General features: G+C 73.5%; 21 protein-coding genes and 1 pseudogene. 17 read left to right on the top strand and 5 right to left on the bottom strand.

The window, feature by feature from the left end; all coding sequences use genetic code 11:
* The first annotated feature begins 8 nt into the window (after positions 1-8).
* Complete coding sequence (locus ABS735_RS35195) at positions 9-2,879, top strand: FAD-binding and (Fe-S)-binding domain-containing protein (RefSeq protein WP_373904128.1); 2,871 nt, start codon at positions 9-11, stop codon at positions 2,877-2,879.
* A gap of 28 nt (positions 2,880-2,907) precedes the next feature.
* On the opposite strand, the gene ABS735_RS35190 is transcribed toward ABS735_RS35195, so the two are convergent.
* A complete protein-coding gene (locus tag ABS735_RS35190; protein ID WP_373904312.1) occupies positions 2,908-3,150 on the bottom strand; it encodes a hypothetical protein in 243 nt (80 codons plus the stop codon).
* Positions 3,151-3,197: 47 nt separating this feature from the next.
* On the opposite strand from ABS735_RS35190, the gene ABS735_RS35185 reads away from it, so the two are divergent.
* Together ABS735_RS35185 and ABS735_RS35180 are read left to right on the top strand one after the other, a co-directional pair.
* Complete coding sequence (locus ABS735_RS35185) at positions 3,198-3,470, top strand: GntR family transcriptional regulator (RefSeq protein ID WP_373904127.1); 273 nt, start codon at positions 3,198-3,200, stop codon at positions 3,468-3,470.
* Between the two features lie 68 nt (positions 3,471-3,538).
* Entirely contained in the window at positions 3,539-5,071 is a 1,533-nt protein-coding gene (locus ABS735_RS35180; RefSeq protein WP_373904126.1) for an FG-GAP-like repeat-containing protein, read from the top strand.
* Positions 5,072-5,132: 61 nt separating this feature from the next.
* On the opposite strand, the gene ABS735_RS35175 is transcribed toward ABS735_RS35180, so the two are convergent.
* The gene (locus tag ABS735_RS35175) at positions 5,133-5,777 is read right to left on the bottom strand and encodes a dihydrofolate reductase family protein (protein ID WP_373904125.1); all 645 of its coding nucleotides are present in this window, start codon (positions 5,775-5,777) and stop codon (positions 5,133-5,135) included.
* Between the two features lie 197 nt (positions 5,778-5,974).
* On the opposite strand from ABS735_RS35175, the gene ABS735_RS35170 reads away from it, so the two are divergent.
* Positions 5,975-6,502, top strand: coding sequence for a DinB family protein (locus ABS735_RS35170; protein WP_373904124.1), 528 nt, complete (start codon positions 5,975-5,977; stop codon positions 6,500-6,502).
* Positions 6,503-6,506: 4 nt separating this feature from the next.
* Here ABS735_RS35170 and ABS735_RS35165 read toward each other — a convergent pair.
* Positions 6,507-7,110 (bottom strand): annotated as a pseudogene (locus ABS735_RS35165) (dihydrofolate reductase family protein).
* A 109-nt stretch (positions 7,111-7,219) separates the two neighbouring features.
* Positions 7,220-7,672 carry an NUDIX hydrolase gene (locus tag ABS735_RS35160; protein ID WP_373904123.1) on the bottom strand — a complete coding sequence of 151 codons (453 nt, stop codon included), beginning with the start codon at positions 7,670-7,672 and terminating at the stop codon, positions 7,220-7,222.
* Between the two features lie 196 nt (positions 7,673-7,868).
* Between ABS735_RS35160 and ABS735_RS35155 the strand changes: the two genes are divergently transcribed.
* From ABS735_RS35155 to ABS735_RS35100, 12 genes are all read left to right on the top strand, one after another.
* The gene (locus tag ABS735_RS35155) at positions 7,869-8,861 is read left to right on the top strand and encodes an EamA family transporter (protein ID WP_373904122.1); all 993 of its coding nucleotides are present in this window, start codon (positions 7,869-7,871) and stop codon (positions 8,859-8,861) included.
* 93 nt (positions 8,862-8,954) lie between these two features.
* Positions 8,955-10,757, top strand: coding sequence for a serine/threonine-protein kinase (locus ABS735_RS35150; protein ID WP_373904121.1), 1,803 nt, complete (start codon positions 8,955-8,957; stop codon positions 10,755-10,757).
* A gap of 175 nt (positions 10,758-10,932) precedes the next feature.
* Positions 10,933-11,835 (top strand): TIGR03084 family metal-binding protein, encoded by a 903-nt coding sequence (locus tag ABS735_RS35145; RefSeq protein WP_373904120.1) that lies wholly within the window; start codon positions 10,933-10,935, stop codon positions 11,833-11,835.
* Entirely contained in the window at positions 11,832-13,508 is a 1,677-nt protein-coding gene (locus ABS735_RS35140) for an acyclic terpene utilization AtuA family protein (RefSeq protein WP_373904119.1), read from the top strand. The genes ABS735_RS35145 and ABS735_RS35140 overlap by 4 nt, the downstream gene beginning before the upstream one ends.
* Positions 13,505-15,103: an acyl-CoA carboxylase subunit beta gene (locus tag ABS735_RS35135; RefSeq protein ID WP_373904118.1), complete on the top strand. Its 1,599-nt coding sequence runs from the start codon at positions 13,505-13,507 to the stop codon at positions 15,101-15,103. The genes ABS735_RS35140 and ABS735_RS35135 overlap by 4 nt, the downstream gene beginning before the upstream one ends.
* 73 nt (positions 15,104-15,176) lie before the next feature.
* On the top strand, positions 15,177-17,027 hold the full coding sequence (locus ABS735_RS35130) for an acetyl/propionyl/methylcrotonyl-CoA carboxylase subunit alpha (protein WP_373904117.1): 1,851 nt from the start codon (positions 15,177-15,179) through the stop codon (positions 17,025-17,027).
* Positions 17,028-17,081: 54 nt separating this feature from the next.
* The gene (locus tag ABS735_RS35125; protein WP_373904116.1) at positions 17,082-18,230 is read left to right on the top strand and encodes an acyl-CoA dehydrogenase family protein; all 1,149 of its coding nucleotides are present in this window, start codon (positions 17,082-17,084) and stop codon (positions 18,228-18,230) included.
* Between the two features lie 50 nt (positions 18,231-18,280).
* The gene (locus ABS735_RS35120) at positions 18,281-19,849 is read left to right on the top strand and encodes a 4-coumarate--CoA ligase family protein (protein ID WP_373904115.1); all 1,569 of its coding nucleotides are present in this window, start codon (positions 18,281-18,283) and stop codon (positions 19,847-19,849) included.
* Positions 19,846-20,589, top strand: coding sequence for an enoyl-CoA hydratase family protein (locus tag ABS735_RS35115; protein ID WP_373904114.1), 744 nt, complete (start codon positions 19,846-19,848; stop codon positions 20,587-20,589). Before ABS735_RS35120 ends, ABS735_RS35115 begins: the two co-directional genes overlap by 4 nt.
* Positions 20,577-21,215 carry a TetR/AcrR family transcriptional regulator gene (locus ABS735_RS35110; RefSeq protein ID WP_373904113.1) on the top strand — a complete coding sequence of 213 codons (639 nt, stop codon included), beginning with the start codon at positions 20,577-20,579 and terminating at the stop codon, positions 21,213-21,215. The genes ABS735_RS35115 and ABS735_RS35110 overlap by 13 nt, the downstream gene beginning before the upstream one ends.
* A 4-nt stretch (positions 21,216-21,219) precedes the next feature.
* Positions 21,220-21,399, top strand: a complete 180-nt coding sequence (locus ABS735_RS35105; protein ID WP_373904112.1) for a hypothetical protein — start codon at positions 21,220-21,222, stop codon at positions 21,397-21,399.
* Positions 21,396-21,779, top strand: coding sequence for a hypothetical protein (locus ABS735_RS35100; protein WP_373904111.1), 384 nt, complete (start codon positions 21,396-21,398; stop codon positions 21,777-21,779). The genes ABS735_RS35105 and ABS735_RS35100 overlap by 4 nt, the downstream gene beginning before the upstream one ends.
* Positions 21,780-21,797: 18 nt before the next feature.
* Here the strand turns inward: ABS735_RS35100 and pdxH are convergent, their stop codons facing one another.
* Positions 21,798-22,502, bottom strand: coding sequence for a pyridoxamine 5'-phosphate oxidase (pdxH, locus tag ABS735_RS35095; RefSeq protein WP_373904110.1), 705 nt, complete (start codon positions 22,500-22,502; stop codon positions 21,798-21,800).
* Between the two features lie 240 nt (positions 22,503-22,742).
* Between pdxH and ABS735_RS35090 the strand changes: the two genes are divergently transcribed.
* Positions 22,743-23,843, top strand: a complete 1,101-nt coding sequence (locus ABS735_RS35090; protein WP_127893847.1) for a citrate synthase 2 — start codon at positions 22,743-22,745, stop codon at positions 23,841-23,843.
* The last annotated feature ends 60 nt before the right edge of the window (positions 23,844-23,903 follow it).

Here is a 23,903-nt window from a genome sequence, read left to right as displayed (position 1 = left end):
TGGAGGGCATGACCGATCTGGAGGCAGCACTGCGCAGGGCCGTCCGCGGCGAGGTCGGGTTCGACGTCGCGTCCCGGGCCCTGACCACCATGGACGCGTCCAACTACCGGAGGGTCCCGCTCGGGGTCGTGGCGCCGAGGGACGCCGACGACGTGGCGGCGGTACTGGAGGTGTGCCGGGAGCACGGCGTACCGGTCGTGGCACGGGGCGGCGGTACGTCGATCGCCGGGCAGGCGACGGGTACGGGCGTGGTGCTGGACTTCACCCGGCACATGAACCGGCTGGTCGGTCTTGATCCGGAGGCGCGTACGGCCGTGGTCCAGCCGGGGCTGGTCCTCGACCGCCTCCAGGACGCCGCCGCGCCGCACGGGCTGCGCTTCGGGCCCGACCCCTCCACCCACAGCCGGTGCACGCTCGGCGGCATGATCGGCAACAACTCCTGCGGCTCCCACTCGGTGGCCTGGGGCACGACGGCGGACAGCGTGCGCGAGCTGTCCGTGCTCACCGCGCGGGGACGGCGGCTGCGGCTCGGGCAGGAGTGGGCCGGTGCGCCGGACGGACTGCGCGAGCTGGTGGACGGCGACCTGGCGCGGCTGCGCACCGGCTTCCCCGACCTGCCCCGCCGCATCTCCGGCTACGCGCTGGACGCCCTGCTCCCGGAGAGGGGCGCGGACGTGGCCCGCTCCTTCTGCGGCTCGGAGGGCACGCTGGGCGTGCTGACCGAGGCGGTCGTCCGGCTGGTCGAGTCACCGCGCGCGCGTGCGCTGGCCGTGCTGGGCTACGCCGACGAGGCGGGCGCGGCGGAGGCGGCGGCCGGACTGCTGCCGCTCGGCCCGCTGACGGTGGAGGGCATGGCGGTGGACCTGGTGCCCTCCACGGAGGGGCTGCCCCGGGGCGGCGCCTGGCTGTTCGTGGAGACCGGCGGCGACACGGAGGCGGAGGCACGCGCGCGTGCGGAGGCGGTCGTACGGGCGGCGGACGTCGTGGACGCGCTGGTGGTCACCGACCCGGCCGGGCAGCGGACGCTGTGGCGGATCCGGGAGGACGCGAGCGGTACGGCGACCAGGATGCCGGACGGCTCGGAGGCCTGGCCGGGGTGGGAGGACTGCGCGGTGCCACCGGCCCGGCTGGGTGGCTACCTGCGGGACTTCAGGGCGCTGCTGACCGCCCACGGCCTGCGCGGCACGCCGTACGGGCACTTCGGCGACGGCTGCATCCACGTACGCATCGACTTCGACCTGCTGTCGGACGCCGGGGTGGCCCGGTTCCGCCGCTTCTCGGAGGAGCTGGCGGACGTGGTCGTGGCGCACGGGGGTTCGCTGTCCGGGGAGCACGGGGACGGGCAGGCGCGGGCCGAGCTGCTGCCGAGGATGTACGGCGCGGAGACGGTCGCCCTCTTCGAGCGCGTGAAGGCGGTGTGGGACCCGGACGACCTCCTCAACCCGGGGATGCTGGTCCGCCCGGCCCCGCTCGACGCGAACCTGCGCTTCTCCGTGCTGCCGCGCGAGCCGGTGGACGTGGAGTTCGGCTACCCGTCCGACGGCGGCGACTTCTCGGCGGCGGTGCGCCGCTGCGTGGGTGTCGCCAAGTGCCGTACGACGTCGGTGTCCGGATCGGGCGTGATGTGTCCGTCCTTCCGCGCGACGGGGGAGGAGGAGCACTCCACGCGCGGGCGCGCCCGGCTGCTGCACGAGATGCTCGCCGGGGAGCTGGTGACGGACGGCTGGCGGTCGACGGAGGTCCGGGACGCCCTGGACCTGTGCCTGTCCTGCAAGGGCTGCCGCTCCGACTGCCCGGTCGAGGTCGACATGGCCACGTACAAGGCGGAGTTCCTGCACCACCACTACGAGGGGCGCCGCCGCCCCGCCGCCCACTACGCGATGGGCTGGCTGCCGGTGTGGCTGCGCTGGGCGGCACGGGCGCGGGTGGCGCCGGTCGTCAACGCACTGGCGTCCGTACGGCCGTTGGCCGCGGTGGCGAAGCGGCTGGGCGGGATCGCGGGGGAGCGGGAGGTGCCGCGGCTGGCGGGGGAGACGTTCAGCAGGTGGTGGCGGGGGCGGCGTCGGGGGCCGGCCGGTGGCGGCGACCTGGTGGTTCTCTGGCCCGACACCTTCACGGAGCACCTCTCACCCTCCGTGGGCCGGGCGGCCGTACGGGTGCTGGAGGCGGCGGGGCTGCGAGTGGTACTGCCGCCGACGCTGCGGAGCCGTGCGGTCGTCGGGGACGGTACGTCGAGGTCGGCTCTGGCACTGCTGACGGCCCGCCGGGGCGGCCGGGTCTGCTGCGGCCTGACGTACGTCTCGACGGGCCAACTCGACCGGGCCCGGACGGTGATGCGCCGCACCCTGGACCTGATGGCCCCGGTGCTGGAGACGTCCGCGCCGGTCGTCGTCCTGGAGCCGAGCTGCGCCGCCACCCTGCGCACGGACCTGCCCGAGCTGCTGCACGACGACCCGCGCGCGGCCAGGCTCGCGGCGCGTGTGCTGACCTTCGCCGAGGTTCTGGAGCGCCACGCCCCCGACTGGACCCCGCCGGAGGTGAACCTCCCGGCGGTCGGCCAGACCCACTGCCACCAGCACGCGGTCCTGGGCGACGCGGCCGACCGGCGCCTGCGCGAGTCGGCGGGCCTGACCGGTGAGCTGAGCGGCGGCTGCTGCGGCCTCGCGGGCAACTTCGGCTTCGAGGACGGCCACTACGAGGTGTCGGCCGCGTGCGCGGAGGACCAGTTGCTCCCCGCGGTGCGCGAGGCGCCGGACGGCGCGGTGGTCCTGGCGGACGGCTTCTCCTGCCGGACGCAGCTGGAGCAGCTGGCGGGGGTGCGGGGGCGGCATCTGGCGGAGGTGCTGGCGGAGGGGTTGGGCGGTTCTGAGAAGCGCTGACAGAACTGCCTACGTGTCCTCGACCCGCTCAGTTGAGCCCGTTCAGCCTCCGTCCCCGGCTCTCGGCCACGCGTAACGCGTCCGCGAGGGCTTCGGTGAGGCGCTCGGCGAGGTAGCGGAGTTCGCCGTGCGGGGTGCGGGGTGCGGGGTGCGGGGTGCGGGGGAGGAGAGCGTGGGCGTGGGCGAGGAGCTCCGCTGCCATGCCGAGCTGGGTGGACTCGGTGGTGTCGGCCAGCCGTGAGACGGGGCCGCCGCCGTCGTCGGTGATCAGGTAGCAGGGCTTGCCGCGGTCTACCGCAGAGTTTTAGCGTCCACCGCATGACTTCCGAGCTCGATCGCACCCGGCCCGTCTGGCGGCAGGTCGCCGCTGCCATTGAGGCGCGTATCGCGGACGGTACTTATCCGGTTGATGCCCGGGTTCCGTCGGTGGTCGAGTTGTCGGCCGAATTCGCTATTGCGGCGTCGACCGCTCAGAAGGCGCTGGCGCACCTGAAAAGGGAAGGGCTGATCCGGGCCGAAGTCGGCCTCGGCTCTTTCGTTGCCCCTCGCCCGCAAGCGACGGAAAACGGCGACCCCGCCTCTGGCGCCTGATCGGAACCGCGTGGCGCCGCCGTCGCGTGATCGTTCTTATGGACGGTTCGGGTGATCAAGCATCGGGAGTGGCGCGGCGACGGGTCTACAAGCGGACGTGGGTGATCGGGGGCGGTGCGGTCCTCGTCGCGTCGGCGGTCGCCGCGGGGATGGTGGTCGCCGACGACGGGCCGGGCGACATCGCCGCGCCGTACGGCTGCGGGACCGGCGGCGACCACGGCACCGCGTCGCCGGCATCCGACCGGCCCGGTCCACAAGGCGCCGCCGACTTCGACGGGGACGGGCATCCCGACCTGGCCCTCGGCTCGATGGGAGACGTGCCGGGCGGGTACGGCGGGGGCAGCATCGAGGTCGCGTACGGCGCGGGGGACGGGACGGGGATCGCTCGGTGTCAGTACCTGACGCAGGACGATCCCGGGATACCGGGCGGCAACCGGGACGAGGCGTTCTTCGGCACTGATGTCGTGGCCCGCGACTTCGACGGGGACGGGTACACCGATCTCGCCGCCTCCGTCTTCGACTGGAAGCCGAGCGTGATCATCATGTGGGGGTCCGAGGGCGGGCTCTCGCGCGGCGTCCGGGTGCCGGGGACGGACGGCAGCCACGTCGCCTGGGCCGACGACCCGATCCTGGACGAGCAACTCGCCGCCGGTGACTTCGACGGGGACGGGCACCCCGACCTGGTCTTCGGGCTCGGCTCCGGCAAGGGGCTGCTCAAGGGGCCCTTCGGGCGGGACGGCGCCCCCGCCGGGACGGGCCGCGTCCCCGCTCCGCACCGTCCCGCCCCGGACGTCGAGAGCGCGAACTACGACGACCTCGTCGCCGGGGACCTCGACGGCGACGGCATCGACGACCTGGTGAGCATCCACGACGCCGACACCGGACCCGAGGTGCCCTGGCGCGACCGGACCCAGCCGGTGAGCTACCTGCGCGGCGGCCGGGACGGTTTCACGCAGCCCGAGGGCACCCGGCTCCCCGACGCGGGCGAGGGGGCGATCGGTGACGTGGACGGCGACGGCGTCGACGACCTGGTCCTCAGCCCCCGCGGCGGCGACGCGAGCCGCAGTTCGGTGACCGTGGTGTACGGGACGGAGGACGGGCCGACGGCGCGCAGGACGACGACCGTCGACCGGGACACTCCCGGCGTGCCGGGCGCGGAACCCCAGGACGAGGACGCCGTCCTCACCAGCCTGGACACCGGGGACGTCAACGGCGACGGGTACGCGGACGTGGTGGCCGGGGCTCCCCGGTGGGACGTGTACGGGGAGCCGGGGCCCGAGCAGGTGCTGTTCCTGGCGGGCGGTCCGGACGGGCTCAGCGGCGAGGGTGCCCGGTTGTTCGACGGGGGCGACCTCGGCGCCGCGCCGGGCGGGGACGCCGACTTCGGTGGCGCCGTGGGCCTCACCGACCTGGACGGCGACGGACGGGCCGACCTCGTGGTGACCGCGCCGGGCAGCGACACGGTCGAGAGCGTCGCGTACCTGCTGCGGGGCACCGCCGAGGGACCGTCGACGACCGGCGTCACCCGGCTGACCGAGGGCACCTTCGACGACACCGAGGGGCTGGACCTGCTGATGGGCGGCGGGGAGATCGCCCACTAGTCCCGTAGGTCTCGTAAGTTCCGTAAGTTCCGTAAGTTCCGTATTCGGCGGGTCGCCGGCCTCACTTCCGCCAGAACAGGTGGTGCGTCACGCCGCTCGGGCTGGGCACGACGTCCTGGTGGAACTGGTCGAGCAGCTCGTCGGGGGACTCCCACAACCGGGCCCCGGAGCCGAGCTTCGTCGGCGCGACCGCCACATGCAGGGTGTCGACGAGGCCGGCCGCGAGGAACTGCCGGATGACCGTGGCCCCACCGCCGAGCCGGACGTCCCGGCCCTGCGCCGCCTCCTTCGCCTGGGCGAGCACGGCGGCCGGGTCGCCGTCGACGAAGTGGAACGTGGTGTCGGAGAGCGTGAACGACGGGCGCTTGTGGTGCGTCATGACGAACACCGGCGTGTGGAACGGGGGCTCGTCACCCCACCACCCCTGCCACTCGTGGTCCTGCCAGGGCCCGCGCTGCGGCCCGAACTTGTTGCGGCCCATGATCTCGGCGCCGATGTTGCGGGCGTAGTCCCGCGTGAAGTAGTCGTCCAGCCCGCGGCTGCCTGCTCCGGAGCGGCCGACGGGCGGGTGGTCGGTGGTGAAGGCCCAGGCGAGCAGTTTCCCCGGATCGGCGTGGCCGAACGGCTTCTCGAGGCTCTGGCCCTCGCCGGCGCCGAACCCGTCACTCGACACAGTGAAGTTCTGGACTCGCAGCAACTGGGTCATGTCGCTCGTTCTCCTTCGCGCTTTCTGATCACTTGACGAACGGAAGACCGGCCCGGCGGGGGAAACTCATCGCCGCGTCGTGCGGCCTCCGGAAGCCCCCGCGACCGCTGGCCTCGATCTAGGACATAGACAGACCTACATGGTGCATAACGTGGTCCTCGACCGACGGAGCAGGAACACCGGAAGGCGGAAACCCCATGACCACCACCGAGCCCCTCACCGGCGAGCGTGCCGACCTGCTGGAGATGCTGGCCAAGCACCGGCACTTCCTGCGCTTCACCACCCGTGACCTCACCGACGAGCAGGCCGGTCTCCGGACCACCGCCAGCGAGCTCTGTCTGGGCGGCCTGATCAAGCACGTGACCGCGGCCGAGCGGAACTGGACCGGCTTCATCGTGAACGGCCCTTCCGTCATGGGCGACTTCACGGCCATGACCGAGGCCGACTGGGCCCGGCGGGCCGACGAGTTCAAGATGCTGCCCGGCGAGACGCTGGCCGGTGTGCTCGACGACTACGCGGAGGTGGCCCGCCGGACCGAGGAGCTGGTCGCCACCCTCCCCGACCTGGGGGTCACGCAGCCGCTGCCGAAGGCGCCGTGGTTCGAGGCCGACACCGAGTGGTCGGCGCGCCGGGTGCTGATGCACATCATCGCCGAGACCGCTCAGCACGCCGGCCACGCCGACATCATCCGGGAGTCCCTGGACGGAGCGAAGAGCATGGGGTGACCGGTCACTTCACGAAGCGGTACTTCAGGTGGGTGGCCAGGGGGGTCTCGACGACCCTGACCTGTTCCAGGTCGCGCCGCCGCGTCCCCAGCCCCTGGAAGAGGCGCAGTCCGTCGCCGAGGAGCGTGGGCACCACGTGGAGCTGGAGTTCGTCGACGAGCCCCGCCGCGAGGTACTGCCGCATCGTGTCCGCGCCGCCCCCGATGTCCACGTTCCGGCGCCCTGGCCTGCTCCAGGGCGCTGTGGATGCCGTCGGTGACGAAGGTGAAGCTGGTGCCGCCCTCCTTCACCAGGGTGGGGCGGGGGCGGTGGGTGAGGACGAAGACCGGGGTGCGGAAGGGCGGGTTGTCGCCCCAGAACTCCTCGCCCGTGTCGTACATCATCCGGCCCATGACCACGGCCCCGGTGGCGTCGAACCACTCCCGGACCAGCTCCGAGTCGCGGTTCTCGTCCCCGCCGGTCATGCCCTGGCGCTCCCGCCAGCTCGCCAGGGTGTGGATCCAGTCGAAGATCGGCTCGCCGCCGTCGCCGCCCGGGTTGTCGAGTGTGACGTTCGGGCCGGCGACGTAGCCGTCGAGGGTGACGGCCAGGTCCGCGGTGACGGTCATGACGGTGCTCCTGGGGTCGTGGGGTGGGGTGACTGTCCTGCTGCTCTCACCCCTGCGTCGATCGGGAGTCCCTGTTTTCGACACCCTTCCCGCAACCGGTGTTCAGTGTTCAGGGCACCGTTTCGCCCCGCACCAGCGGACGGCACACCGGCTGGACGTCCTCGGGGAGGTCGTCCGGGTGGCACCAGCGGGCCTCCAGGATCTCGAACGGGTCCAGGCGCAGCTCACCGCCCAGCAGACGGGCCTCGTAGGCCACCTCCAGGCGGGTGCGCAGGCCGCTGTTCAGCATGACCAGCCGGCCCGCCGCCACGTCGAGACCGGTCTCCTCCCTGACCTCCCGGACGACGGTCTGCCGGAAGTCCTCGCCCTTGTGCGCGAAGCCGCTCGGCAGACCCCACTGGCGGCCCGGCGCCCACATCCGGTGCTTCAGCATCAGGACCCGACCCTCGTCGTCGCGCACGACGCCGGTCACACCGACCACGAACTTGGCGTTCACCAGCCACATCACGCGGCTCTGGACGGGGCGCAGCAGACGCCAGAGGCGGGTCAGGAGTCGTCTCACCCGGTGGACGGTACCCGCTCGGTGTGCGGCCGGGGCCGGGCGGTCCCGGCTCGCCTGACGGACGTGCGTTGACAGCCGCAGGTCCCGGCCCCGACAGTTGCGTAAAAGTGCTACATGCCTGACAGAGTCCACTACTCTGGACCGTGCCGTACAGCGCGATGAACGACGTCCACCCGCACACCGTCCCGGAGCCTCCGTGAGTACCCCCAGCGCCAACCCCGGCACCCCGTCCCCGGCCGTCGCCGCACCCGCGGACGTACCCGCGGCCGCACCTGTGACCGCACCTGTGGCCGGCCCCGACGCCGCGCAGGACGGCGGCCGGTGGGGTTCCCTCGGGCCGGTCGGTCTGGTCCTCGCCGGTGGCCTCTCCGTGCAGTTCGGTGCCGCGCTGGCGGTGAGCCTGATGCCGCGGGCCGGAGCGCTCGGCGTGGTGACCCTGCGGCTGGCCGTGGCCGCCGTCGTCATGCTCCTGGTCTGCCGGCCCCGGCTGCGCGGCCACTCCCGGGCCGACTGGGGCACGGTCGTCGTCTTCGGCATCGCCATGGCGAGCATGAACGGCCTCTTCTACCAGGCCGTCGACCGCATCCCGCTCGGCCCGGCCGTCACCCTGGAGGTGCTCGGCCCGCTCGCCCTGTCCGTGTTCGCCTCCCGCCGCGCGGTCAACCTGCTCTGGGCGGCGCTCGCCCTGGCCGGGGTCTTCCTGCTGGGCGGCGGCGGCTTCGACGGCCTCGACCCGGCCGGTGCCGCCTTCGCCCTGGCGGCGGGCGCGATGTGGGCGGCGTACATCGTCTTCAGCGCCCGCACCGGGCGCCGCTTCCCGCAGGCCGACGGGCTGGCCCTGGCGATGGCGGTCGGGGCGCTGCTGTTCCTGCCGCTGGGCATCGCCGAATCCGGGGCGAAGCTCATCGACCCGGTGACGCTCGCGCTGGGCGCCGGGGTCGCCCTGCTCTCCTCCGTCCTGCCCTACACCCTCGAACTCCTCGCGCTGCGCCGCCTGCCCGCGCCGACCTTCGCCATCCTCATGAGCCTGGAGCCCGCCATCGCCGCGGCGGCCGGTTTCCTCATCCTCGACCAGGCCCTGTCCGCCACCCAGTCCGCCGCCATCGCCCTGGTCATCGCGGCGAGCATGGGCGCGGTGCGGACCCAGGTGGGGCGACGGCGGGCGAAGTCGCTCCCCGAGGCGCCGTGAACGCCGGGTGACGGCCCCGGCGCTTGGGGCTGTCACCCGCACCACATAGGCTGCGGACCTGGTCAGCTCATCGGGATCATGGGGAGGGAACCGATGAATCACCCGGCCGAGGTCTTCCAGCCCTTGCAGGACGACGATCCGCGCACGGTGGCCGGATACCGCCTCGCGGTCCGGCTCGGAGCGGGCGGCATGGGCCGGGTCTATCTGTCGCACACCCGGGGCGGCCGGCCCGTGGCGATCAAGGTCGTACGGTCGGAGCTGGCCGACGACCCGACCTTCCGGCGGCGATTCGGCCGGGAGATCGGGGCGGCCCGGAAGGTGAAGGGCGCCTACACCGCCGAACTGATCGACGCCGACCCGGACGGCACCCCGCCCTGGCTGGCCACCCTGTACGTGCCCGGGCCCTCCCTCTCGGGCGCCGTCGCCCGGAGCGGGCCGTTGCCGGTGCCGGCGGTGCTGTGGCTGATGGCGGGGGTCGCCGAGGCGCTGCAGGCCATCCACGGCGCGGGGATCGTGCACCGGGACCTCAAGCCGGCGAACGTACTGCTGGCCGCCGACGGCCCGCGCGTCATCGACTTCGGCATCTCGCTCGCCGCCGACGCCACCGCCCACACCGCCACGGGCACCACCATCGGCACGCCCCAGTACATGGCCCCGGAGCAGGCCTCCGGGGGCGACGTCACGGCGGCCACCGACATCTTCTCGCTCGGGCAGACGGCCGCTTTCGCCGCGCTGGGCAAGCCGCTGTACGGCGACGGACCGGCCGCCACCGTGCTGTACCGGATCGTCCACTCCGAGCCCGACCTGTCCGGGCTGCCCGAGCGCCTGCGCGGCCTGCTCGGCCGGTGCCTGGCCGCCGATCCCGAGGAGCGGGCCACCCCGGCGGAGATCGTCGAGTGGTGCCGCCGGGAACTGGGCCGGGACGGCGGGGAGGAGACCGGTCCCTCCGTGTGGCGGGAGATCGCTGGGCCGCCGGTGACGGTTCCGCCGCCGGTCGCGGCCACCGGACCGGCGACCGCCGCGGCTCCGGCCGCGGCCCCGGGCCCGACCGCGGTGCACACGGCGCCGTGGACCGCCCCGCAGGGGGCCGTCCCACAAGGGGCCGTCCCGGCGCCCTGGCCGGGCGGCCCCGCGCCCTGGCCGGGCGCCGTCGGACCGGGCGGGCCGATCGTGCCGCAGCGGCCGACCGGGCCGGAGGAGCGGAAGCGCCGCAGGAGACGCGCCGTCCTGATATCGGCCGCCGCCGTCGTCGCGTGCGGTCTGGTGATCGCGGCGGGGTCGGCGCTCCTGGACGCGGCGGGACGCGGCCTCGACCGTGCCCGGGACGCGGTCGCGTCCGCTTCCGCGTCCGAGCCCGGGTCCGGGGCCGGGTCCGGGGCCGCGTCCGGTACGCCCCGTCCGGTGGCGGAGGGGCCCGCGGCGGCAGGGGACGCCGCGTCGTCGACCGGGCCGGGTGCCGCCTCGTCCGCCGACGCGTCGGACACGGGGGCTGACGGTCGCACGGCCGGGACCACTACTCCGCAGCCCCACGTCTACATCACCCCGTTGCTGACCCACGACAACTCGCTGATCCTGCACAACGGCGAGGAGAGCAAGGACCGCAAGGGAGACATCCGCTTCGGCTGCGAGAACGCGGGCTGCGAGCTGACGAGTGACACCAGTGTCATGGTCCACAACGTCCTCGGTCCCGGCGCCACATACGAGACGTGCCGTCGGCTGACCTCCGACACGGAGGCCTCCCACAAGCTCCTGCTGGCCGACAAGGCGGCAGGAAGCGAGATCTGCGTCAAGCACCGCAACGGCGACATCGCGCTGATGGTCATCCAGACGAAGTCGACCGCCCTGCCGGACATCGGCTTCCTCGCCGTGGACCTGACGGTCTGGCCGGCGGAGTGAGAGAGCGGATGCGGTGACGGTCCCGGGGCGGTGAGAGTCCCCGGGGCGGCAAGGACCCGGCATGGCGGGCGGCCGCCCGCGTAAAATCATGCAAGCATGCTTGATTGTTACCGGCCTCCCTGCCATGCTCCTCACCACACCGCGCCGCACGCCGCCGTGCCCGAGGGGAGCGACCGTGTCCGACCCGACGCCCGTGATCGACGACCTGCGCGAGGAGGGCGAGGAACTCGACGCCCTGGTCGCCGAGTTGAGCCCGGAGGACTGGCGCCTGGCCACCCCGGCGCCCGGCTGGACGATCGCCCACCAGATCGCGCACCTGAACTGGACCGACCGGGCCGCCCTGGTCGCCGTCACCGACGAGGACGGGTTCAAGGAACTGGTCGAGCAGGCCCTCGCCGCGCCCGACCGGTACGTCGACGACGGCGCCGAGGAGGGCGCCGAGCAGGCACCGGCCGAGCTGCTGGCCGCCTGGCGGCAGGACCGCGCCGCCCTCGACGAGGCGCTGCGCGCCGCCACCCCCGGTGCGCGCTTCCCCTGGTACGGCCCGCCCATGGCCACCGCCTCCATGGCCACCGCCCGCCTGATGGAGACCTGGGCCCACGGCCTCGACATCGCGGCGACCCTCGGCGTGTCCCGCCCGCCCACCGACCGCCTGCGGCACGTCGCCCGCATCGGCGTCCGCGCCCGGGACTTCGCCTACGCCGTCCACGGACTCACCCCGCCCGCCGAGCCGTTCCGCGTCGAACTCACCGGCCCCGGCGGCGACCTGTGGACGTACGGCCCCGAGGACGCCCCGCAGCGCGTCACCGGCCCCGCGCTCGACTTCTGCCTCCTCGCCACCCAGCGCGCCCACCGCGCCGACCTCGCGCTCACCGCCCAGGGCCCGGACGCCGACCGCTGGCTGGACATCGCCCAGGCCTTCGCCGGACCGCCCGGAGCCGGACGCTCGCCGGGAGCCGGACGCCCGCCGGGAGCCGGACGCCCGCCGGGAGCCGGACGCCCGCCGGAAGCCGGACGCCCGCCGGAAGCCGGACGCCCGCCGGAAGCCGGGCGGCCGGCGAAGGGGGAGCCCCGGTGAGCGTGCTCCGCGTCGGCAACGCCTCCGGGTTCTACGGTGACCGCTTCGACGCCATGCGGGAGATGCTCACCGACGGCCCGTTGGACATCCTCACCGGCGACTACCTCGCCGAGCTGACCATGCTCATCCTGGGCCGGGACCGGCTGAAGGACCCCGGCGCCGGATACGCCCGTACCTTCCTGCGGCAGCTGGAGGAGTGCCTCGGGCTGGCTCACGAGCGGGGGGTGCGGATCGTCGCCAACGCGGGCGGCCTCAACCCGGCCGGACTCGCCGACGCCGTACGGGCACTGGCCGAGCGACTCGGCATCCCGGTGCGGGTCGCGCACGTCGAGGGCGACGACCTCACCGCCGCCCACCCGGGAGCGCTGGCCGCGCACGCCTACCTCGGCGGCTTCGGCATCGCCGCGTGCCTGCGGGCCGGGGCGGACGTCGTGGTCACGGGCCGCGTCACCGACGCCGCGCTGGTCACCGGGCCCGCCGCCGCACACTTCGGCTGGGGGCCTACGGAGTACGACCGGCTCGCGGGCGCGGTAGTCGCCGGGCACCTGCTGGAGTGCGGGGCGCAGGCGACCGGCGGCAACTACGCCTTCTTCCAGGACGGCGACGTACGGCGGCCCGGCTTCCCGCTCGCCGAACTGCACGCCGACGGCACCTCGGTCATCACCAAGCACGACGGCACCGGCGGCTTCGTCGACGTCGGCACGGTCACGGCCCAGCTGCTGTACGAGACGGGCGGCGCCCGGTACGCCGGGCCCGACGTCACCGCCCGGCTGGACACCGTACGGCTCAGCCAGGAGGGCCACGACCGCGTCCGCGTCGAGGGCGTGCGCGGCGAGGCACCGCCGCCCACCCTCAAGGTCGGCCTCAACCGGCTCGGCGGCTTCCGCAACGAGGTCGCCTTCGTCCTCACCGGCCTCGACATCGAGGCCAAGGCCGATCTCGTCCGGGCGCAGATGGAACCCGCCCTCGGCAAGATCGCCGATGTCCGCTGGGACCTCGCCCGCACCGACCGGCCCGACGCCCCCACCGAGGAGACGGCCAGCGCCCTGCTGCGGCTCGTCGTCCGGGACACCGACCAGCAGGTCGTCGGGCGGGCGTTGAGCGGCGCCGCGATCGAGCTGGCCCTCGTCGGCTACCCCGGGTTCCATGTGCTCGCGCCACCCGGGAAGGGCGCGCCCTATGGGGTTTTCGAGGATGTGTACGTCCCCCATGGTGCCGTCGACCATGTGGCCGTCCACCATGACGGGCGGCGCGTGACTGTGGCACCACCACCGGCCCAGGACACCGCCGTACTGGCACATGTGCCGGAACCACCCCTGCCGCAGCCCCTCCCGCCCGGCCCCCTCCGCCGTGCCCCCCTCGGCCTCGTCGCCGGTGCCCGCAGCGGCGACAAGGGCGGCAACGCCAACGTCGGCGTGTGGGCGCGGACCGACGACGCCTGGCGCTGGCTCGCCCACGAGCTGACCGCCGACCGGTTCCGCGAACTGATCCCGGAGGCCCGCGACCTGCCCGTCACCCGGCACCAGCTCCCCAACCTGCGCGCCCTGAACTTCGTCGTCGAGGGCATCCTCGGCGAGGGCGTCGCCGCGCAGGCCCGTTTCGACCCGCAGGCCAAGGCGCTCGGCGAATGGCTGCGCGCCCGGCACCTGGACATCCCGGAGGCCCTGCTGTGACCGTCCTGTCGTCGGCCCTGGACCCCACCGACCCCGACCACCGCGCGCACCGCGAGGCGATGCTCGCCAAACTCGCCGACCTGGACGCCGAACACGCCAAGGCCCTAGCGGGCGGCGGCGAGAAGTACGTCGCCCGGCACCGAAAGCGCGGCAAGCTCCTCGCCCGCGAGCGCATCGAGCTGCTCCTCGACCCCGACACGCCCTTCCTGGAGCTGTCGCCCCTGGCGGCCTGGGGGAGCGAGTACACGGTCGGCGCCTCGCTCGTCACCGGCATCGGTGTCGTCGAGGGCGTCGAGTGCCTGATCACCGCCAACGACCCGACCGTGCGCGGCGGTGCCAGCAACCCCTGGTCGCTGAAGAAGGCCCTGCGCGCCAACGACATCGCCCTCGCCAACCGGCTGCCCTGCATCAGCCTCGTCGAGTCCGGCGGCGCCGACCTGCCCTCCCAGAAGGAGATCTTCATCCCCGGCGGCGCGGTCTTCCGGGACCTCACCCGGCTGTCGGCGGCCGGAATCCCCACCATCGCCGTGGTCTTCGGCAATTCCACGGCCGGAGGCGCGTACATCCCCGGCATGTCCGACCACGTGATCATGGTCAAGGAGCGCGCCAAGGTGTTCCTCGGCGGGCCGCCCCTGGTGAAGATGGCCACCGGCGAGGAGAGCGACGACGAGTCGCTGGGCGGCGCCGAGATGCACGCCCGCACCTCCGGCCTCGCCGACCACTTCGCCGTCGACGAACCGGACGCCCTGCGCCAGGCCCGCCGCGTCGTCGCCCGCCTCAACCACCGCAAGGCGTACGCCGATCCGCCCCTGGCCGAGCCGCCCAAGTACGACCCCGAGGAACTCCTCGGCATCGTCCCCGGCGACCTGCGCACCCCCTTCGACCCGCGCGAGGTGATCGCCCGGATCGTCGACGGCTCCGACTTCGACGAGTTCAAACCGCTGTACGGGACCAGCCTGACCACCGGCTGGGCGGCCCTGCACGGCTACCCGGTGGGCATCCTCGCCAACGCCCGGGGCGTGCTGTTCAGCGAGGAGTCGCAGAAGGCCGCCCAGTTCATCCAGCTCGCCAACCAGCGCGACATCCCGCTCCTCTTCCTGCACAACACCACCGGCTACATGGTCGGCAAGGAGTACGAGCAGGGCGGCATCATCAAGCACGGCGCCATGATGATCAACGCGGTCTCCAACTCCCGCGTCCCGCACCTGTCCGTCCTCCTGGGCGCCTCCTACGGCGCCGGGCACTACGGCATGTGCGGCCGTGCCTACGACCCCCGCTTCTTGTTCGCCTGGCCCAGCGCCAAGTCCGCCGTCATGGGCCCGCAGCAGCTCGCCGGCGTCCTGTCCATCGTCGCCCGGCAGTCCGCCGCCGCGAAGGGACAGCCCTACGACGACGAGGGCGACGCCGCCCTGCGCGCCATGGTGGAGCAGCAGATCGAGTCCGAGTCGCTGCCCATGTTCCTGTCCGGGCGGCTCTACGACGACGGCGTCATCGACCCCCGCGACACCCGCACCGTCCTCGGCCTGTGCCTGTCCGCCGTCCACACCGCACCCTACGAGGGCGCGCGCGGCGGCTTCGGCGTCTTCCGGATGTGAGGCAATCACCGTGACCAGCGAGGGAAACAGCGTGGGCAGCGAGGGAAGCACTGTGGGCAGTGAGGAAAGCACCGTGATCGGCACCGTCCTCGTCGCCAACCGGGGCGAGATCGCCTGCCGCGTCTTCCGCACCTGCCGCGAGTGGGGAATCCGCACCGTCGCCGTGCACTCGGACGCCGACGAGAACGCCCTCCACGCGCGCGTGGCCGACGCCGCCGTACGCCTGCCGGGCGCGGCCCCCACCGACACCTACCTGCGCGGCGACCTGATCGTGAAGGCCGCCGTCGCCGCCGGAGCCGATGCCGTCCACCCCGGGTACGGCTTCCTCTCCGAGAACGCCGACTTCGCGCGCGCCGTACGGGACGCGGGTCTGGTGTGGATCGGACCGCCGCCCGAAGCCATCGAGGCGATGGCGTCCAAGACCCGCGCCAAGGAACTGATGGGTATCGCGCCCCTCACCGACGTCACCGAGGCCGACCTGCCGGTGCTGGTCAAGGCGGCGGCGGGCGGCGGCGGACGCGGCATGCGCGTCGTACGGGATCTCGCCGACCTCGACGCCGAACTGACCGCCGCCCGCGCGGAGGCCACGAGCGCCTTCGGCGACGGCGAGGTCTTCGTCGAGCCCTACCTGGAGAACGGCCGCCACGTCGAGGTGCAGATCCTCGCCGACACCCACGGCACCGTGTGGGCGCTCGGCACCCGCGACTGCTCCCTCCAGCGCCGCCACCAGAAGGTGATCGAGGAGGCCCCGGCGCCCGACCTGACGCCCGAACTCACCGCCGAACTCCACGACCTCGCCGTACGCGCCGCCCGCGCCGTCGACTACGTCGGCGCCGGAACCGTCGAGTTCCTCGTCGCCGACGGCAAGGCGCACTTCCTGGAGATGAACACCCGGCTCCAGGTCGAACACCCCGTCACAGAAGCGGTCTTCGGCATCGACCTCGTCGCCCTCCAACTGCGGGTCGCCGAGGGGCACGCCCTCGAAAACGATCCCCCGCGCGCGCGTGGACACGCCGTCGAGGCCCGCCTGTACGCCGAGGACCCGGCCCACGGCTGGGCCCCGCAGACCGGCCGCCTGCACCGCCTCACCGTGCCCGGCGGCATCCGGCTGGACACCGGCTACACCGACGGCGACGAGATCGGCGTCCACTACGACCCGATGCTCGCCAAGGCGGTCGCCCACGCACCCACGCGCGCGGAGGCCGTCCGCCGCCTCGCCGGCGCCCTGGAACGGGCCGCGATCCACGGCCCGGCCACCAACCGCGACCTGCTCGTCCGCTCCCTGCGCCACGAGGAGTTCACCTCCGGCCGCATGGACACGGGCTTCTACGACCGCCATCTGGCCGCCCTCACCGAGTCGGCCCCCGACCCCCTCGCCCCGCTCGCAGCCGCCCTCGCCGACGCGAGCACCCGCGCGGGACGCTTCGGCGGCTGGCGCAACCTGCCCTCACAACCGCAGGTCAAGCGCTACGCGGTGGCGGGCGAGGAACACGAGGTCCGCTACCACCACACCCGCACGGGCCTCACCGCCGACGGCGTCCGCGTCGTCCACGCCGACGCCGAACGGGTCGTCCTCGAAGCGGACGGTGTTCAGCGCCGCTTCGACATCGCCCGCTACGGCGACCATCTCCACGTCAACACCACGCGACTCACCGCCCTCCCCCGCTTCCCCGACCCCACCACCCAGCACGCCCCCGGTTCCCTCCTGGCCCCCATGCCGGGCACCGTCGTCCGCGTCGCGGAGGGCCTGACGGAGGGGGCGGCAGTGCAGGCGGGCCAGCCCCTGCTGTGGCTGGAGGCCATGAAGATGGAACACCGCATCACGGCCCCGGTGACGGGGAAACTGACGGCGCTCCCGGTGGCTCCCGGACGGCAAGTGGAGGTCGGCGCCCTCTTGGCCGTGGTCGACGGAGACGCCGGTTAGGGGCGCGGGGAACTGCGCGAGGAACCACACACAACCCGCACCCGAAGGAGCACAGTGACCACCCTCATCGAATCCGAAGAGCACAAGTCCCTCCGCGAAGCGGTCTCGGCCTTCGCCAAAACGCACCCCCACACCCTCAACGCCGAAGACAACAAACGCCTCTGGCAGGACGCGGCCAAGCTCGGCTACATCGGCGTCAACCTGCCGGAGGCATACGGCGGAGGAGGCGCCGGCATCACCGAACTCTCCCTCGTCCTCGAGGAGCTCGGCGCCGCAGGCAACCCCCTCCTCATGATGATCGTCTCCCCGGCGATCTGCGGCACCGTCATCGCCCGCTTCGGCACCGAGGAGCAGAAGCGCGAGTGGCTCCCGTCCCTCGCCGACGGCACCCGCCTCATGGCCTTCGGCATCACCGAACCCGACGCCGGTTCCAACAGCCACCGCATCACCACCACGGCCCGTCGCGACGCGGCCACCGGGGACTGGATCCTCACCGGCCGCAAGGTCTTCGTCTCCGGCGTGGACATCGCCGACGCCACCCTCATCGTCGGCCGCACCGAGGACGCGCGCACCGGCAAGCTCAAGCCCTGCCTGTTCATCGTCCCGCGCGACGCCCCCGGCTTCGAGCGCCGCCCCATCGACATGGAACTCAACGCCGTGGAGCGGCAGTTCGAGCTGACCCTCGACGACGTACGGCTGCCCGCCGACGCCCTGGTCGGCGACGAGGACGCGGGGCTCCTCCAGCTCTTCGCGGGCCTCAACCCCGAGCGCGTGATGACGGCGGCGTTCGGGATCGGCATGGGCCGCTACGCCCTCTCCCGCGCCCTCGCATACGCCCGCGAGCGCACCGTCTGGAAGACCCCCATCGGCGCCCACCAGGCCATCGCCCACCCCCTCGCACAGGCGCACATCGACCTCGAGCTCGCCCGCCTGATGATGCAGAAGGCGGCCCATCTGTACGACGCGGGCGACGACGTGGGCGCGGGCGAGGCCGCCAACATGGCCAAGTACGCGGCCGGGGAGGCCTGTGTGAAGGCCGTCGACCAGGCCGTGCACACCCTCGGCGGCAACGGCCTCACCCGCGAGTACGGGCTCGCCCGGCTGATAACGGCGTCGCGCGTGGCCCGTATCGCTCCCGTGAGCCGGGAGATGATCCTCAACTACGTCTCCCACCAGACCCTGGGCCTGCCCAAGTCGTACTAGACCAGTACCCAGCCAGTACCAGGCCGTTTCCGAGCGGCGTTGGAGGAACCGTGTTCCGCAGCGAGTACGCAGACGTCCCGCCCGTCGACCTGCCCATCCACGACGCCGTGCTCGGCGGGGCCGCCGCCTTCGGAAGCAGCCCGGCGCTGATCGACGGCACCGACGGCACCACCCTCACCTACGAGCAGGTGGACCGGTTCCACCGGCGTGTGGCCGCCGCCCTCGCCGAGACCGGCGTGCGCAAGGGCGACGTCCTCGCCCTGCACAGTCCCAACACCGTCGCCTTCCCCCTGGCCTTCTACGCCGCCACCCGCGCGGGTGCCTCCGTCACCACGGTGCACCCGCTCGCGACGGCGGAGGAGTTCGCCAAGCAGCTGAAGGACTGCGCGGCCCGCTGGATCGTCACCGTCTCACCGCTCCTGGACACCGCACGCCGGGCCGCCGAACTCGCGGGCGGCGTCCAGGAGATCCTGGTCTGCGACAGCGCGCCCGGCCACCGCTCACTCGTCGACATGCTGGCCTCGACCGCGCCCGAACCGTCCGTCGCGATCGACCCGGCCGGGGACGTGGCCGCCCTGCCGTACTCCTCGGGCACCACCGGCACCCCCAAGGGCGTCATGCTCACCCACCGGCAGATCGCCACCAACCTCGCCCAGCTCGAACCGGCGATGCCGGCCGCGCCCGGCGACCGCGTCCTGGCCGTGCTGCCGTTCTTCCACATCTACGGCCTGACCGCCCTGATGAACGCCCCGCTGCGGCTCGGCGCCACGGTCGTCGTCCTGCCCCGCTTCGACCTGGAGCAGTTCCTCGCCGCCATCCAGAACCACCGCATCACCAGCCTCTACGTCGCCCCGCCGATCGTCCTGGCCCTCGCCAAGCACCCCCTGGTCGCCGACTACGACCTCTCCTCGCTGAAGTACATCGTCAGCGCCGCCGCACCCCTGGACGCCCGCCTGGCCGCCGCCTGCTCCCGGCGGCTCGGCCTGCCGCCCGTCGGCCAGGCCTACGGCATGACGGAACTGTCCCCGGGCACCCACGTCGTCCCCCTGGACGCCATGGCCGACGCGCCGCCCGGCACCGTCGGCAAGCTCATCGCCGGCACCGAGATGCGCATCGTCTCCCTCACCGAGCCCGGCAAGGACCTCCCCGCCGACGAGTCCGGCGAGATCCTCATCCGCGGACCCCAGATCATGAAGGGCTACCTCGGCCGCCCCGGCGCCACCGCCGCCATGATCGACGAGGACGGCTGGCTGCACACCGGCGACGTCGGACACGTCGACGCCGAGGGCTGGCTGTTCGTCGTCGACCGGGTCAAGGAACTGATCAAGTACAAGGGCTTCCAGGTGGCCCCCGCCGAACTGGAAGCCCTCCTGCTCGCCCACCCCGGCATCGCCGACGCGGCCGTCATCGGCGAGTACAACGAGGACGGCAACGAAGTACCGCACGCCTTCGTCGTACGCCAGCCGGCCGCAGCCGACCTCGCGGAGGGCGAGATCATGATGTACGTCGCCGAACGCGTCGCCCCCTACAAACGCGTCCGCCGGGTCACCTTCGTCGACGCCGTCCCCCGCGCCGCGTCCGGCAAGATCCTCCGCCGCGAGCTGAGGGGGCAGCAGTGACCCCGCTCGCCCGCGTCGGCCGCACGCGCGCGCGGGGAGTCGAAACCCTCACCCTCGACTCCTCGCACAACCGCAACGCCCTGTCCGCCACCCTCGTCGGCGACCTGGCCGACGCCCTCACCGACGCGGGCGAGGACCCGGGCGTCCGCGCCGTCGTCCTCGCCCACACCGGCAACACCTTCAGCGCGGGCGCCGACCTGCGCGACCCGCCCGACCCGGACGCCCTGGTCGGCCTGCTCCGGCAGATCGCCGAGGTGCCGAAGCCGGTGATCGCCCGCGTCGCCGGACACGTCCGCGCCGGCGGTCTCGGCCTGGTCGCCGCCTGCGACATCGCGGCCGCGTCCACGGAGTCGACCTTCGCCTTCACCGAGGTCCGCATCGGCGTGGCGCCCGCCGTCATCTCCCTGACCCTGCTGCCCCGCACCGACCCCCGCGCACTCGCCCGCTACTACCTCACCGGCGAGCGCTTCGACGCCGCCGAGGCCGCCCGCATCGGCCTGGTCACGGCGGCCGGCGACGACGTGGACGCCGTACTCGAACCCGTCCTCGACGGTGTGCGCCGTGCCTCACCGCAGGGCCTGGCCGAGACGAAACGGCTGCTCACGGCTAGGGTGCTGGAGGCCTTCGACCGGGACGCGGCCGACCTGACCGCGCTCTCGGCCCGGCTGTTCGCCTCCCCGCAGGCCCGCGAGGGGATGACGGCCTTCCTCGAACGACGGGATCCGGAATGGGTGGTGTGAGCGGCGCCGCGCACACGGCGGACCGCGCCGAGCGCGTCCCCAAGCAGGACCGCAGCCGGGCCACCCGGCAACGGCTCCTGGAAGCCGCCGTGGCCTGCCTCGCCGAACGCGGCTGGGCCGGGTCCACGGTCTCCGTCGTCGCCGAACACGCCGGCGTCTCCCGCGGCGCCGCCCAGCACCACTTCCCGACCCGCGAGGACCTCGTCACGGCGGCCGTGGAGTACGTCGCCGAGGAACGCTCCGGCGCGCTGCGCGCCCTGTTCCCCGAGGGTGCCGCCGCCGACGACCGGCGCGCGGTGGTCGCCGCCCTCGTCGACCTCTACACCGGCCCGCTCTTCCGCGCCGCCCTGCACCTGTGGGTGGCCGCCTCCAACGAGGAACAGCTGCGCGGCCGGGTCACCGAGCTGGAGGCCCGCGTCGGCCGCGAGAGCCACCGCATCGCCGTCGACCTCCTCGGCGCCGACGAAAGCCGCCCCGGCGCCCGCGAAACCGTCCAGGGCCTCCTGGACATGGCCCGCGGCCTGGGCCTGGCCAACCTCCTCACCGACGACGGGGCACGGCGCGAACGGGTCGTGGAGCAGTGGGCACGGCTGCTGGACGCGGCGCTGGAGGGGGAGGTGGACTGACGCCGTGGGGGACCGGTTCCAGGTGATCGTCGACCTCGACGCGGACGACGGCGACGCCGCGCCGCTCGCCCGGCGCGTGCGGGAATGGCTCGTGGCCGAGGGCGTCGTTCTCGGCGAGCGCACCCCTTGCGTCCCCGGACAGCCCCTGGGGCACCGCCCGGCTCGCACTGGGAGCGGGCGGTGACCGACGACTGGGACTTCCCACCCTCGGACGGCCTCGCCGTCCACACCCGGCGCACCGGCTTCACCAGCGGCGCGGACCTGCCGGGAGCGGCCCTGTGCCCCCGGTGTGCGGCGTCCGTCGCCCTCGACGACGCGGCCGCCTGGCAGACTTTCAGCACCGCGATGCAGACCTGGCACGACACGGGCGCGGCGGCGGTGGGCTGCCCGGCCTGTGCCGCGCCGGTCCCCGTCCAGGACTGGATGTGGGACGAGGCGCCGCTCGCTCTCGGTCACCTCGGCTTCGAGTTCTGGAACTGGCCCGACCTCACCGACGCCTTCCGGGCCCGCGTCGCCGCCCACCTCGACGGCCACCGCACCACGTACGTCCGGGGCAGGTTCTAGACGCGGCGCCGGAACCCGTCACGGACTCAGCCGCTCCACCCGCCAGCTCCCGCCGCCCTCGGCCACGTACCGCAGCCGGTCGTGCAGCCGGTTCTCCCGGCCCTGCCAGAACTCCACCGCCTCCGGCACCACCCGGAACCCGCCCCAGTGCGGCGGCACCGGCACCTGCTCGCCCTCCGGATAGCGCGCCGCCAGCTCGGCGTACGCCGCGTCCAGCGCACCGCGGCCCGCCACCACCGAGGACTGGACGCTCGCCCAGGCGCCCAGCTGGGAGCCGTGCGGCCGGGTCCGGAAGTACGCGGCGGTCTCGTCCCGCCCGGTGCGGCGTGCGACGCCCGTGACCACGACCTGCCGGGCCATCGGATGCCAGGGGAACAGCAGCGAGACGTACGGGTTCGCGTCCAGGTCGCGCGCCTTGCGGGAGTCGTAGTTGGTGTAGAAGACGAACCCCTGCTCGTCGAAGTGCTTCAGCAGCACCGTGCGGGAGCTGGGCCGCCCCTGCTCGTCCGCCGTGGAGACCACCATGGCGTTCGGCTCGAACAGCCCGCCGTCCGTCGCCGCCTGCTTGAACCAGCGCGCGAACTGCTCGACGGGCGTCGCCGCCAGCTCGGTCTCGGACAGCCCCTCGGCCCGGTACTGCTTGCGCATCGAGGCGAGATCGAAGGGCACCGGGTCGGCGGCGGGGACGGCGGAATCGGCTTCGCGATCGGTCACGCCGCCCATCCTGCCGCATCCACCCCACCGCCCGACCGGGGTGGCACCCAGTGCCGCACCCACTCCCCAAACGTGGCACCCGGGGATATGGTTCTTGGTCCCGCTCCGGCCGGATGACCGACGGCCGTACGGGGCATCACAGGGGTGACCGCCGGGACCGCGAGTCGGGGACACGACCGTGGATCCATGGAGGCGCCGCACCGTCTCCGCCCAGGTCGCCACACATCACTGATCACGAGGAGCCGCCTGATGTCCGACTTCGTACCCGGGCTAGAGGGAGTCGTCGCGTTCGAGACGGAGATCGCCGAACCCGACAAGGAGGGCGGCGCCCTGCGCTACCGCGGCGTCGACATCGAGGACCTGGTCGGGCACGTCTCCTTCGGCAACGTCTGGGGCCTGCTCGTCGACGGGGCCTTCAACCCCGGCCTGCCGCCCGCCGAGCCCTTCCCCATCCCCGTGCACTCCGGCGACATCAGGGTCGACGTCCAGTCCGCCCTCGCCATGCTCGCCCCCGCCTGGGGCCTCAAACCCCTCCTGGACATCGACGCCGCACAGGCCCGCGACGACCTCGCCCGCGCCGCCGTCATGGCCCTGTCCTACGTCGCCCAGTCGGCGCGCGGCCAGAGCCTGCCCATGGTCCCGCAGCGCGAGATCGACAAGGCCCAGTCGGTGGTCGAACGCTTCATGATCCGCTGGCGCGGCGAGCCCGACCCCAAGCACGTCGCCGCCGTCGACGCCTACTGGACCTCCGCCGCCGAGCACGGCATGAACGCCTCCACGTTCACCGCCCGCGTCATCGCCTCCACCGGCGCCGACGTCGCCGCCGCCCTCTCCGGAGCCGTGGGCGCCATGTCCGGCCCGCTGCACGGCGGCGCCCCCTCACGCGTCCTGCACATGATCGAGGAGATCGAGCGCACCGGCGACGCCGAGGCCTACGTCAAGAAGACCCTCGACGCGGGCGAACGCCTCATGGGCTTCGGCCACCGCGTCTACCGCGCCGAGGACCCCCGCGCCCGCGTCCTGCGCCGCACCGCCCGCGAACTGGGCGCCCCGCGCTACGAGGTCGCCGAGGCCCTGGAGAAGGCCGCCCTCGCCGAACTCCACGCCCGCCGCCCCGACCGGGTGCTGGCCACCAACGTCGAGTTCTGGGCCGCCATCATGCTGGACTTCGCCGAGGTCCCGGCCCCCATGTTCACCTCGATGTTCACCTGCGCCCGCACCGCCGGCTGGTCCGCCCACATCCTGGAACAGAAGCGCACCGGCCGCCTGGTCCGCCCCTCCGCCCGCTACGTGGGCCCGGGCACCCGCGACCCGCGCGAGATCGAGGGCTACGCCGACATCGCGGACTGACGCCCCGGTCCCCGAACGCAGGCGACCCGCGAGTCTGGTTCCTCCGTGGAGGAGCTGGCC

The organism is Streptomyces sp. MMCC 100 (assembly GCF_041538145.2).
Lineage (GTDB): Bacteria > Actinomycetota > Actinomycetes > Streptomycetales > Streptomycetaceae > Streptomyces.
Note: the sequence above shows the minus strand (reverse complement) of the source record. Positions and strands in the feature narration are given on the sequence as shown.